The 12,538-nt window shown below is 40.9% G+C and carries 11 protein-coding genes; 8 read left to right on the plus strand and 3 right to left on the minus strand.

Translation table 11 applies throughout. From position 1 onward, the window contains the following. Positions 1–353 precede the first annotated feature (353 nt). The 5 genes from BIZ38_RS12000 to BIZ38_RS12020 all read left to right on the plus strand — a co-directional run bounded on the left by BIZ38_RS12000 (position 354) and on the right by BIZ38_RS12020 (position 6,841). The gene (locus BIZ38_RS12000) at positions 354–1,301 is read left to right on the plus strand and encodes an HlyD family secretion protein (RefSeq protein ID WP_187490352.1); all 948 of its coding nucleotides are present in this window, start codon (positions 354–356) and stop codon (positions 1,299–1,301) included. Continuing rightward, positions 1,298–2,224, plus strand: coding sequence for an ABC transporter ATP-binding protein (locus tag BIZ38_RS12005; RefSeq protein ID WP_062567026.1), 927 nt, complete (start codon positions 1,298–1,300; stop codon positions 2,222–2,224). Before BIZ38_RS12000 ends, BIZ38_RS12005 begins: the two co-directional genes overlap by 4 nt. 2 nt (positions 2,225–2,226) lie before the next feature. Next, entirely contained in the window at positions 2,227–3,375 is a 1,149-nt protein-coding gene (locus tag BIZ38_RS12010; RefSeq protein WP_130166761.1) for an ABC transporter permease, read from the plus strand. A 101-nt stretch (positions 3,376–3,476) separates the two neighbouring features. Further along, the gene (locus BIZ38_RS12015) at positions 3,477–4,607 is read left to right on the plus strand and encodes an extracellular solute-binding protein (RefSeq protein ID WP_187490354.1); all 1,131 of its coding nucleotides are present in this window, start codon (positions 3,477–3,479) and stop codon (positions 4,605–4,607) included. Beyond that, positions 4,604–6,841 carry an ATP-binding protein gene (locus BIZ38_RS12020; protein WP_187490355.1) on the plus strand — a complete coding sequence of 746 codons (2,238 nt, stop codon included), beginning with the start codon at positions 4,604–4,606 and terminating at the stop codon, positions 6,839–6,841. Before BIZ38_RS12015 ends, BIZ38_RS12020 begins: the two co-directional genes overlap by 4 nt. Before the next feature lie 10 nt (positions 6,842–6,851). On the opposite strand, the gene gloA is transcribed toward BIZ38_RS12020, so the two are convergent. Together gloA and BIZ38_RS12030 are read right to left on the minus strand one after the other, a co-directional pair. Next, positions 6,852–7,250: a lactoylglutathione lyase gene (gloA, locus tag BIZ38_RS12025; protein ID WP_054553771.1), complete on the minus strand. Its 399-nt coding sequence runs from the start codon at positions 7,248–7,250 to the stop codon at positions 6,852–6,854. A 219-nt stretch (positions 7,251–7,469) separates the two neighbouring features. Next, complete coding sequence (locus BIZ38_RS12030) at positions 7,470–9,377, minus strand: aminotransferase class V-fold PLP-dependent enzyme (RefSeq protein ID WP_187490356.1); 1,908 nt, start codon at positions 9,375–9,377, stop codon at positions 7,470–7,472. A 253-nt stretch (positions 9,378–9,630) separates the two neighbouring features. Between BIZ38_RS12030 and BIZ38_RS12035 the strand changes: the two genes are divergently transcribed. From BIZ38_RS12035 to BIZ38_RS12045, 3 genes are all read left to right on the plus strand, one after another. Next, positions 9,631–11,166: a S10 family peptidase gene (locus tag BIZ38_RS12035; RefSeq protein WP_187490357.1), complete on the plus strand. Its 1,536-nt coding sequence runs from the start codon at positions 9,631–9,633 to the stop codon at positions 11,164–11,166. A 187-nt stretch (positions 11,167–11,353) separates the two neighbouring features. Next, positions 11,354–11,578: a type II toxin-antitoxin system ParD family antitoxin gene (locus tag BIZ38_RS12040; RefSeq protein WP_054553697.1), complete on the plus strand. Its 225-nt coding sequence runs from the start codon at positions 11,354–11,356 to the stop codon at positions 11,576–11,578. Between the two features lie 5 nt (positions 11,579–11,583). Continuing rightward, complete coding sequence (locus BIZ38_RS12045) at positions 11,584–11,880, plus strand: type II toxin-antitoxin system RelE/ParE family toxin (RefSeq protein ID WP_138602595.1); 297 nt, start codon at positions 11,584–11,586, stop codon at positions 11,878–11,880. 23 nt (positions 11,881–11,903) lie between these two features. Here the strand turns inward: BIZ38_RS12045 and nth are convergent, their stop codons facing one another. After that, on the minus strand, positions 11,904–12,536 hold the full coding sequence (gene nth, locus BIZ38_RS12050) for an endonuclease III (protein ID WP_054553695.1): 633 nt from the start codon (positions 12,534–12,536) through the stop codon (positions 11,904–11,906). Positions 12,537–12,538 lie beyond the last annotated feature (2 nt).

Here is a 12,538-nt window from a genome sequence, read left to right on the forward strand (position 1 = left end):
CTTTCACGGCGGTAACAGGGGTTCGAATCCCCTTGGGGACGCCACTTATTCAAGTAGGTTATGTGTAGTGGGGCGGTGAACACCGCGCAATCTATGCACAACGTTATCAAGAGTACGAATCTCTTGGGGACGCCACTTACTTTAAGTAAGTAATGTATTGGAAAGACTATCTTTTAAATATCATTTCAAATATAACTAAGATTTTTCAATTTAAGATTCCTTATTCCCCATATATCTTTACGATATAGACTCCATATATTTCTAAAACTTTAATTCCTATAGATCACTTTTACAGATCATTTTAATACTTTATAGTATCTAGCAACTCATCAGCTAACCATAAGGAAATTAAAATGTTAGCTAAACGTGTTGTACTCATACTAATTTCTTTAGTCATTACTGCTTGCTCAGACTCAAATGAGGGAGTAGCGCTAGGAACGCTTGAGCGTGAGCGTGTGATCCATCCTGCAACGACTAACGAAATACTGATCGATTTACCCGTTTCAGCAAGCCAGTTGGTCGAAAAAGGGCAGGTGATTGCAAAGTTTGATGCCGAACTACAACAAGCGATTGTTGCTAAAGCACAAGCTCAATTAGCTCAAGCCACTGCATTTCTTGAAAAAACCTTGAATGGTGCTCGCCCCGAAGAAGTTGCTGCCGCATCAGCCAAAGTAGCAGCAGCCAATGCTGCATATACGCAAAGCGAAGCTAATTTTCGCCGTGCAAAAACCTTAGTTAAAGATAAACTCGCAAGCCAAGAAACCTTAGACAGTGCAACCGCTGCACGCGATGAGACTTTCGCTAATTTAGAATCAGCAAAGCAGAACTTAAATGAATTAACAAATGGTTCTCGCGTTGAAGATATTAATAGTGCGAAAGCGCAAGTTCAGGCGGCAGAAGCAGAACTAAAAGTACAGCAAAAATACCTCTCAGATCTGACAATTAAAGCGATGCGTGCTGGCAGGGTCGATAATTTACCTTGGCACGTAGGTGAGCGAGTTACTAAAGGCAGCCCTGTCGTTATTATTCAAGCAAACAGCGCACCTTATGCGCGCGTATATATCCCTGAACCATATCGTGCCAAGCTCAATCAGGGGATGACACTTACGGTTCGTGTCGATGGCATAGATAAAGATATTCAGGGTAAACTGACCTGGATTGCCTCAGAGCCTGCGTTCACGCCTTTTTATGCCCTTAATCAGGAAGAACGTGCGCGATTAATGTATCTTGCTGAGGTAACACTACCCACAAGTGAAAATAATTTACCGACAGGCGTACCTGCTCAAGTGATTATGCCATGACTGAATCGGTGATCCATGCCAAAGGTTTGGTAAAACAATTTGGCGATTTAAAAGCGATTGATAACCTTGATCTAGACGTTGAGCAAGGGCAAATTTATGGCTTTTTGGGCCCTAATGGCTGTGGTAAAACGACTGCAATCCGTATGCTTACAGGGTTATTGAAGCCAACCTCTGGTGATATCAATGTGCTTGGCTTGAGTCTGCCAAAAGATGCTGAAAAGCTCAGAACGCAACTTGGTTATATGACGCAAAAGTTTTCACTTTATAGTGACTTGACCGTACTTGAAAACCTAAAGTTCATGGCGGCGCTTTACCCGTTTAAAAAGCAGCAAAAGCAACAAAGAATTGACGAATTGCTCCATACCTATGGTCTTGATCAAAGAGTCGATCAAATGGCCGGAAGTATGAGTGGGGGCCAACGGCAGCGCTTAGCATTAGCTGCTGCAGTGATTAATAAACCGAAAATTTTATTTCTTGATGAACCAACATCGGCAGTCGATCCACAAAATCGCCGTGATTTTTGGGAAACACTGTTTGATTTAAGTAATGCCGGTACCACGATATTAGTTACCACTCATTACATGGATGAAGCTGAGCGTTGTCATCGTTTAGCCATTTTAGAATCTGGTATTAAACGCGCGGATGGCTCTCCAAAGCAATTAATGACAGACATGCACGCTCATGTTGTAGAAATCGCAGGGGCGCAAACCAGAGAATTAAAAAAACAACTCGCAACAATCGACCATGTTATTTCAGCCACTCAGCTAGGTGCACAGTTGCGAGTATTAGTAAAAAAAGATGTTCAAGACCCTGTTGAGTTCATAAAACAGCAATCATTTTGTCAGGATACGTGGCAAGTAAATAGTGTGCGTCCAAGCCTTGAAGACGTGTTTGTTACCTGCACAGGGCAGGGCCGACAATGAATATTGTGACTTCATTAAGCCGCATAAAAGCAATTGTAAGCAAAGAATTATTACAATTACGTCGCGATAGAATGACCTTTGCGATGGTGGTGATGATCCCCCTTATCCAACTGATTCTATTTGGTTACGCTATTAACACCAACGTTAAAGATATCCCTGTTGCAGTGGTCGATCATAGTCAAACTGCGCTCAGTCGCATTTTAGTACAAACAGTATCGGCGACAAATGTGGTTAAAGTGACGGATTATTACGACAGTATTGAACAGGCACAAACAGCAATCGCGAGCGCGAAAGTGCGGGCTGTGCTGTTTATACCCCACGATGTGGCAAACCGACTTGCCCAGCACCCAACAGTGGGTTTTGGTTTGCCTGATGGCAGTAATGAGTCGTTAGTCAGGCCAATTGCGCATTGGTTAGTTGACGGCTCAGATACAATGGTCGCGTCGAGCATAAAATCGCTGCGCAATATGCCGCTTGCAGAGCTTCTCGATAAGCCTGCGAATCGAACGTATCCGACCTTTGAGACGACCTTATTTTATAACCCAGAGCAACGCTCTGCAGTGAATATTGTGCCAGGTTTAGCTGCTGTTATTTTAACCATGACGATGATTATGTTTACCTCTGCAGCCATTGTTAAAGAGCAAGAGCGAGGTAATATGGAGCTCTTAATCACTTTACCGTTAAGCTCACTTGAATTAATGATTGGTAAAGTGGTGCCTTATATCTTCATTGGTTTTATTCAGTTATTTATTATACTAGGTATGGGTAAGCTCTTGTTTCATATTCCTTTTGGAGGTGGTTTAGTCGCATTGGTTGTCGCAACCTTTGCGTTTATATGTGCCAGTTTAGTGCTTGGCTTAGTCCTTTCAACCATCGCTAAAAATCAGCTTCAAGCAATGCAAATGACAATTTTCATTCTGTTACCCTCGATATTATTATCAGGTTTTGTATTTCCTTATGAAGGCATGCCAAAGGCAGCGCAATGGCTTGCTGAGTGCCTACCCGCAACGCATTACCTGAGGTTAATACGTGGAATCGTGCTAAAAGATGTCAATCTAATAAGCATGAGCAGTGATTTACTTTGGCTGTTAGCCTTTACAATTTTGGGCTTGGCTGTGGCTGCATTTAGGTTTAAGAAAACCCTTGATTAGGCTAGGCAATTTAAGGCATATGTGCTTAACTAAAGAGTAATTTCAATTCTTTTTGAGTAGATGTAAGCGTGTGGCGAGTATTTTGGGTGGCGTTGCTACTAGTGACGTTTGATTGCTATGCAGCAACGATAAACCTAGCCCATACCATGAAGCATGAGCACTTTAATGAGCTGTTAAGTGCACTTGCTGAGCAAAGTGGCTTGACGGTTAATTCTGTATTGGTTGACCAAAAGGCGCTAAAAGTCAGGCTGGTGCAAAATACCAGTACCAGCACCTCTACAGACGTTGTTATTGTACCTGCTGATCATTTAGGGCTTGATAAATATGCCAACTACAGCGTTATCCCAGACTCACTCATAGCTGATACCACAGACAAGCGAACCTTAGAAACAGCAAAGCTAAACAACACGCTCTTAGGTATACCCATCATTCAAGGCAATCACCTGTTACTTTTTTATAATAAGCAGTTTGTTAAAGAGCCAATAGAAAATTGGCAGGATATATACCGAATTCAATCATCATTGCCTGAAAAAGTGAAACTCGTTACATGGAGTTTTATGGAAATGTATTGGTTTATCCCGTTCTTATCGGCTTTTAATGGCGACCTAATTGTAGATAACCATGTTCAGCTTAATACACCAGCAATGCAATCGGCTCTCAAATTTGTTTGGGATTTAAATAAACAAAATCTGGTTGATAGACAGTGCGATTACACTTGCTCAAATAATGCATTTAAAGCGCAGCAAGCTGCCTTCACCATCGATGGAGCTTGGGCATTAAAAACGTATGAGCAAGCGCTTGGTGATAATTTAGCTGTGCAGCAATTGCCGAAACTTAATGGTGAGTATATGCAGCCTTATTACTCTACCTTTGTGTTGGCATTTCCAAATGATGGCTTAAATGGCGTTAATAAAGACAATTTGATCAAATTTGCTAAATTGGTTCAAGCAGAAAAATTTCAAACAATGATTTGGCAAAAGCTTCAAGATATCCCCGTTAATACTGAGGTGTTAAATAGTTTAAAATCACAACAAGGCACAGAGTTAGCAACCTTAATTGAAGCGATGCAATTTACAAAACCTATGCCTTCAACCGCATCGATGATCATCGTATGGGAAGTATTAAATAAAGGATTTATTCGCTATGGCAGTGGTGCCTTAACTGCTGAGCAAGCGGGGCTTTTTATGCAAGGGTTGGCAGAGCGTTCGATTGCCAATGAAGGGGATGAATGAGTAGTCCACGCTTTAGCCGCGCCTTATTTATCAGTGTATTACTACTGGTTATTATTCCCCTACTGATCCTTGCAGGTTTGATGATTGGGCGTTTCTATTTAAGCTCAATTGACCAAGCAAATACGAGTTTGCAATGGCAAGCTAGAAATAATGCAGCCAGTCTTGAACAACTCTTATTTAAGCTTGAGAAAAATAGCCAATTACTAAGTAGCACTAAAGCGATAACTGAGCTGCCAAATAAAGTGGTGTACTCACAGTTCGCGCTTGTGCAGTTACAAGAGTTTGTTGCGCAAAACCCACAGATAGAAGCATCAATTGTTATTGATAATCAGGGGTTTATAGTTGAAGGGTATCCGATTACTTCTTTAAATTTGAACTATAAACTCACTAAAAGCATTCTCGACACTGCTCAAACATCAACAGAGCAAAACACAATTCAAATTATCGATAACCCACAAGTCACTGAGCTACTCGCACCTTTGCAGGCAAAACAAAGTGCTTTACTGGCAATTACATCTAAGCTTTTACATGAGCAAGATTCTCTCAGTGAGCCAATAATTAAAACGGGCGTGTTAGTGTCTTTTGTGCCTTTATCAGAGGCGTTAAAGTGGCTTGCAATACATAATGAGCAACCGGTTTATCAAGCCGGTAAGCAGGTACAAATTACTGCACAAGATAACATTTTATATAGCGTGGGCAATGCTGGCGATCACGGCAAATTAATGGGGCAGGCCTCAATAAGTAATGTTTATTTTGCAGGTAAACCAACCAGTTTACAGTTCCAAATTAATGAAGCAAAAACCACCTACACCAGCGCTGTAAAGCAAACGGCCATATTGGCAGGGTTGTTAATTGTCGGACTCTCTATTGTTTCATTTATCTTAGTGCGTTGGTTGACAGCGCGGCTCCATAACCCGCTAAATCGCATTACTGCTCTTAGCCGAGAATATGCATTGGGTAATTACAAACAAGATACCGACGATTTTCATTATCAAGAGTTTAAAGATATTGCAGATTCGCTCAGCAGCATGGCTGATACCATTGATATACAAATTACTTCATTGCAATTAGAAAAACTTCGCGCTGAGCGCTCTGAGCAAGTTAAAAGCCAATTCTTAGCCAATATGAGCCATGAGATACGCACTCCGATGAATGGTATTGTGGGCTTTTTGCAGCTACTCAATAAAAGCACGCTAACACGAGAGCAAGCAGAGTTTGTAAGGCAAATTAATAACTGTAGTGATGTGTTATTAACCGTGATTAACGATATTCTCGACTTTTCAAAAATAGAGGCCAATAAAATAGAGCTCGAGTCGCGACAATGTGATTTAGTCGCGCTTTGCCATGATCTTATCTTACTATTCAAACCGAGTTGTGATGCCAAAGGCGTTGGCTGCCGGCTTGACGTCTCCCCATTACAATCGCTGAATGTTGAATGTGATGAAATACGTGTTAAACAAGTGCTGATTAACTTGCTCTCAAACGCCGTTAAGTTCACCCATCAAGGAGAGATCGTTCTTTCGCTTATTCTGCAAAGCCGAGATGAACACCTGACAGCCGTCGTGGTATCGGTAAAAGATACAGGCATAGGTATCGCTGAAGATAAAATAACGGCCCTGTTTAATCCCTTTGTCCAAGCGCAAAGTAGCACCACTCGTGAATATGGAGGGACCGGTCTTGGGCTTGCCATCAGTAAGGGGATGATTGATTTGATGGGAGGTACTATTGCTATCGACAGTGAGCTTGGCAAAGGCACCGATTTTACCATTAATGTTAATTTTAAATCACTAAACCCACAGGACGCTAGTGCAAAAGAACACCAATCAGATGAAGATACTCAGTTCGATTTTAAATCAGTCGACAAGCCAATATTAATTGCCGAAGATAACCCGATTAACCAAATTGTTATCACTAAGTATTTAACTCAATTAGGTCTGAGTTATGAATTGGCAGAAAATGGACAAATTGCCTGTGAGAAAACCCTAACACAAGATTACGCACTGATTTTAATGGATATTCAAATGCCGGTGATGGATGGATTAACTGCCAGCGAAAACTTACTTGCAAGGCCAGATTTTGATACGCCTATTATTGCCGTCAGTGCTAATGCGATGAAAGACGACATCGAAACAAGCGCAAAAATTGGTATCAGTGACCATATCGCAAAGCCAATTAATTTTGCTGAACTTGAAAAAGCACTCGCAAAGTGGCTATCTCAGCAATCGCTGAAATAGCCGGTATGAATCAAAAAGTGTTGTTATCTTTTTTCTGAATTAACTCAATTGCATAACCATCTGGGTCTTTAACAAATGCAATTTCAGTTGTGCCACCTTTGACAGGACCTGGCTCACGACTCACATTACCGCCTGCAGCTTTAATGTCTTCGCAGGCTTTATAAATATCATCAAACTCGATAGCAATATGACCGTATGCATTACCTAAATCATAGCTGTCTGTATCCCAGTTATAAGTAAGCTCAAGCACCGTCGAATCTTTTTCGTCACCATAACCGACAAAAGCAAGGGTGTAGCGGTACTCTTCGTTGTCTGCACGGCGCAGCTCTTTCATACCTAATACCTGCGTATAAAATTCAATTGATTTATCTAAATCAGCAACGCGAAGCATTGTGTGTAATAAGCGCATTTTAAGCATCCTCTTTTTTGTCTTTAAATTCGCACAATTTCAATAACGAAGCATGGTACAACGCTGCGCATTAAAATTATTAAAAATGGATTATAAGTTATTTCGATTGCATGCACAGTAGCATTGAGACAAAGCGTTTGATATGAAAAGAGTGATGTTATGCAGCAATGAATAAGGACTGCTGCATAACAATGAGGTTTTTGCGGTATAAGCGAAAGCTTAGCTTTTCACTTTACCTTTAAGTACATAAATTTCGCCATCAAAGCTCCCTTGAATTGTCAGACCTTGTCCCGCCAACTCTTTAAGATATTCGATATGCTCATTAGTGATATGTTGCCCCGGCACTAACAGAGGGATACCAGGAGGATAAGGCGTCACTAATCCTGCACAAATTCGGTTGTTACTTTTGCTAATTGGCACAGATTCACGTTCGCCATAGAATGCCTCACTAGGAATACAGGCTAAGTCTATAGCAGGTAGATTCTCTGGTAGGCGTGTGCGCCTCATTGAAGTGGCAAGTTTTACTTTACCGCTATCAAGTTTCTTCAGCGCATTGTAAAGACGAATGATCTTTGAGCGTGTGCCACCAAGAGTTAGCAAAACCAAGATGGTGCTGTGTGTGTATTTTTCGATTTCAAGGCCAATTTCATCTAATAGAAATTTATGAATATCCTTTAATGAATACGGTAACTCACTAATATCGATAAGGATCTTCAGCGGGTCGTGACCCATGTTATCGCCACTAAAATGTGGGAATATATCCATGAAATCTTGTTTGTCGAGCACTTTAATATGTTTCAGTGATGCCATTTGCTGCTTAAACTCAGCAACGTGATTCAGCAGGGCATTTAGTAATTTATAACCTTCCATTTCTAATTGCTTTTGGCATACATCCAGCGAGGCAATGAGCTGATATTTTGGTGAGGTACTGGCGTAAATACTGTAGATCTCACGGAAGAAATCGGCATCGAAATCAGGGTCATTAACATGAATATAAGACGCCTGAGAGAACGCTGAAACCACTTTATGTGCCGAATGGGTAACATAGTCTGCGCCAGCATTAATAGCTGAGTAGTGGCGTAAACTTGGATGGAAAAGCGAGTAAGCAAACCACGCTTCGTCGATAAACACTTTAATACCGTGCTGGTGTGCAAATTCAACCACTTGTTTTAAATCGCTAAGCAGACCATCGTAAGTACAGCCGGTTAAAACCAGTAATTTAGCATCGCTATTTTGCTCAATCGCTTGCTTAATGTCAGCCAATGAAGGGGGCGCGAAGATACCATATTTAGGATTTAAAATACTCGATAAATAAATAGGTAAACTAGCCGATTGCAAAATGCCGTAATGTACTGATTTATGGCAGTTTCGGTCGATGATCACCTTATCGCCTTTACGTAGTAAAGTTTGCAAAATAATCTTATTTGAAGTGGATGACCCATTGGTAACAAAGTAGGTATGTTTTACTTCAAATGTCGCCGCCGCTGATTCTTGAGAGCGGCCTATGGTGTTGGTGCTGTCTGATAATGAACCAAGCGAGTCGACAGAAACCGACAGGTCGCCAACAAATACGTTACGGCCATAAAACTGATAAAAGTCTTTAATATACGGAGAATTTCTAAAGCTAGCACCGCCACTGTGACCAGGTGTGTGCCATGAATCGTTCGATTCACCCACATAACGACGGTAGGCGGTCCAAAATGGCGTTTCTGAACGATCATCAAAGTCATTGATCATATAGCCCAAGATTGCTTCGGGGTCTGAAATGACCTCATCTTTAAAAAAGAAAGATTCAATTTCTTCTGACTCGTTAACTATCTCCAAGCCTTTCGTATCGTCACCAATAACATAAACAGGCAGTTCTAGGCGTATGCCTTTTAATTGCTCGATAAAACGGCTATAGGTGCGCTCGCCATTGTTCAGTACATCCCAACTAAGTACTACAGCTTGAATATCGCCATCTTCCTCTACATATTTCAACGCCTGCTTGAGCTCTATGCACTCGATAATGTCGATATCAACATCACTTCGTTCAAAATTAGGGATTGTTTTTTCTAGGTTCGTTGAAAGCTCTTTTAAGGTGGCAGGATCTTGTTCAATTAACAAGATACGAAGTAAAGGTAACATAGCAACTCATATAAAAAATTTCACATTACTCAACAGCATAACGAAAGGATGGAAGCTTGTGAAATGATTACGCTGATATTTTTTGTTCCGATACTGATTATACTTTTTTCGTGTTAATCGCAGATAGTTGAAATTACATGTTCTTACTGTAAAAGTAATGCTTAAGTAAAAGGTTAATTGAGCACTCTGCGATAAAAGCTCTCAAGCCAGATACAGATAAAAATAAAGATAAACATGCTAGGGAGAATAAAACATGGCGTATGTTGCCAATTTCAAAACTGTAGTCATCTCTACATTGTTTGCGTTTTGTACGAGCGCAGTTAATGCAGATGAAGTCTCAGATTCAAACAATAAAAAGTCGATACCCGAAGCCTCTAAATTTGTGACCCAGCATAAAGGCACCTTTAATGGTACAAAGCTGAAATACGAAGCTGTAGCCGGTGAAACTTATTTGTTAAACAAAAACGAAGAGCCTAAAGCTGCTATCTTTTCGTTTGATTACCTAGCTGCAGATGACAACAAGAACAGACCCGTAACATTTATCTGGAATGGTGGCCCGGGCTCATCGTCTAATTGGTTACATATGGGCGCTTATGGTCCGAAACGAGTCGTGGTACCAAGCGATGCAACGGCTCCTGGATTGGCTCCTTACGAATTAAAAGATGCGCCTGAGACGATACTTGATGTGACTGATATGGTGTTTGTGGACCCTGTTGGTACAGGTTACTCGCGCGCCTTAGGTGACACTGACAGCAAAGCCTTTTGGGGCTTGAATCAGGATGCATCTGCTATTGCTGATTTTATTGCCCAGTGGCTAACAAAAGAAAACCGCTGGAATGCGCCAATATTTTTATTGGGAGAGAGCTATGGTACAACTCGAGCAGCAGCGGTTTCTAAAGTACTGATGGATAAACACCTGATTAATGTAAATGGCATTATTTTTGTGTCACAAGCTTTAGACTATCAAGGTTCAAGCCCTTATGTTGATGACAACATCATTTCTTATATCACTTACATACCCACACTTGCTGCAACCGCTTGGTATCATAAAAAAGTAGACACATCTGGAGATTTTGAAGCGTTTATTGATGCAAGCCGACAATTTGCAGTTGATAAATTACTACCAGCCTTATTTAAGGGGAATGCCCTTAGTAAAGCTGACCGAAAGCAAATTGTTGACGGCCTTCACCGTTATACTGGCCTTAGCAAACAATATATTGAGCAGGTTGATTTACGCATTAACGCCTTTAGATTCGCTAAAGAGTTATTGCGTGATGAGGGCGTCGCAGTAGGCTTTCTTGATGGACGTTATAAGCTTGATGAACGAGACGATTTAACAGCAGCTCCTAAGCAAGATGCGTCAAAAGTGATAGGGCCGGCTTATAAAGCGGCATTGATGAAATACATGCGTACAGATTTAAACGTACAGTGGAAAAGAAAATACTTAAACCCTGGCGATCCTGAGTTATCAGATAACTGGCGCTGGCGCACAGCTCCTGATGGACAAGGCTGGGAGCCAAGATACGTCAATACAGCGCCAGATTTATCTTATGTGCTTCGCAGCAATCCACAAATGAAAGTGATGGTCGCCTCTGGTTATTACGATATTGTCACGCCATTTTTTGATGCTGAATACACCTTAAATAGGCACGGTATATACGCTGATAAAATTGACTATCACTATTATCACGGCGGTCACATGATGTATGTTCACGAACCAGCAAGAGTGGCGCTATTAAGAGATACGCGAGAATTTATTAAAAAGCAGGTGAGCCAAAACCCACGATAATGACTAGGAACATTGTGCCAAACCCTGTGTTTGGCACAATGCGCAAAGAGTGTGATAGAAAAGGTTAAGAACGTTACACATATAGTGCCTATCAAGGATTAACCATTGGTGCATATCGACCATATTTGTTGCCAATGTTTGCCAATATCTGCCATAATCAAAGACTGTAAATATATAGGAATTAACTATGGCAACTTTAAATATCTCTATTCCAGATGAAATGCGCTCATGGATTGATGCCCAAGTTGAGTCAGGTCGATTCTCAAATGCAAGTGATTATATCCGCGATTTGATCCGCCATAATCAGAGTGAAAAAGATGCTATTAGAATGGCATTAGTAGAGGGTGAGCTAAGTGGTGAGAGTGAGTTAACGGTTTTAGATATTATATCCAAATCCAAAAACAAAACTTAAAGCGAATGGCTAAATATATTCTCTCTAATAAAGCTCAGTATGACTTGGAGCGAATTTTTCAGTACACCGAAATTGAATTCGGTGTTTCTCAAGCAGAAAACTATTTAATTGGAATTCATGAAACGCTAATGGCTTTGTCTACTGAGCCGAGCCTTGCTCAAGATGTTAGCGATATCAAGCCAGGATATTCTCGGTATATATTTAGAAAGCACTACATCTTTTTTAAAAAAAGAGCCAACGATATTTTCATTGTGAGAATTCTGCATCAACAAATGAAGGTTCAACTACATCTAACAAGCTAATGCAGGTCAGCAATAATACTTAATTACTCTGTCTTTTCTTTAAACTCACACAAATCTTCGATAATACAGCTGCCGCATTTAGGTTTACGAGCAGTACACACATAGCGGCCATGCAGGATTAACCAGTGGTGTACATCGACCTTAAATTCTTTAGGTACCACTTTTTCTAGTTTTTGTTCTACAGCCACCACATCTTTACCCATGGCAAACTTAGTGCGGTTTGAAACGCGAAAGATATGGGTGTCTACAGCGATAGTCGGCCAGCCAAAGGCACAGTTTAAAACAACATTCGCGGTCTTTCTGCCAACCCCCGGTAATGCTTCGAGCGCTTCACGATTCTCTGGTACTTCTGAGTTATGTTTATTGACCAGAATCTCACACATTTTATAGACATTATTGGCTTTAGAATTAAACAAACCAATGGTCTTGATGTAATCACGAAGGCCTTCAAGGCCTAAATCAAGAATCGCTTGAGGCGTGTTAGCAACAGGGAATAGCTTACGGGTTGCTTTATTAACACCCACATCTGTAGCTTGTGCTGATAAGGTAACCGCAACTAATAACTCAAACGGGCTTGAATATTCAAGCTCTGTTTCTGGGTGCGGGTTTTGCTCACGTAGACGAGATAAGATCTCATAGCGTTTTTCTTTATTCATGG

This window comes from Pseudoalteromonas sp. BZK2 (genome assembly GCF_014349195.1).
Taxonomy (GTDB): Bacteria; Pseudomonadota; Gammaproteobacteria; order Enterobacterales; family Alteromonadaceae; genus Pseudoalteromonas; species Pseudoalteromonas simplex.

Coding starts and splice junctions, on each gene's coding strand:
- BIZ38_RS12045 (WP_138602595.1), top strand. CDS start 11,584: ATGGCTAAATATATTCTCTCTAATAAAGCTCAGTATGACTTGGAGCGA.
- BIZ38_RS12035 (WP_187490357.1), top strand. CDS start 9,631: ATGGCGTATGTTGCCAATTTCAAAACTGTAGTCATCTCTACATTGTTT.
- BIZ38_RS12000 (WP_187490352.1), top strand. CDS start 354: ATGTTAGCTAAACGTGTTGTACTCATACTAATTTCTTTAGTCATTACT.
- gloA (WP_054553771.1), bottom strand. CDS start 7,250: ATGCGCTTATTACACACAATGCTTCGCGTTGCTGATTTAGATAAATCA.
- BIZ38_RS12030 (WP_187490356.1), bottom strand. CDS start 9,377: ATGTTACCTTTACTTCGTATCTTGTTAATTGAACAAGATCCTGCCACC.
- nth (WP_054553695.1), bottom strand. CDS start 12,536: ATGAATAAAGAAAAACGCTATGAGATCTTATCTCGTCTACGTGAGCAA.
- BIZ38_RS12005 (WP_062567026.1), top strand. CDS start 1,298: ATGACTGAATCGGTGATCCATGCCAAAGGTTTGGTAAAACAATTTGGC.
- BIZ38_RS12020 (WP_187490355.1), top strand. CDS start 4,604: ATGAGTAGTCCACGCTTTAGCCGCGCCTTATTTATCAGTGTATTACTA.
- BIZ38_RS12040 (WP_054553697.1), top strand. CDS start 11,354: ATGGCAACTTTAAATATCTCTATTCCAGATGAAATGCGCTCATGGATT.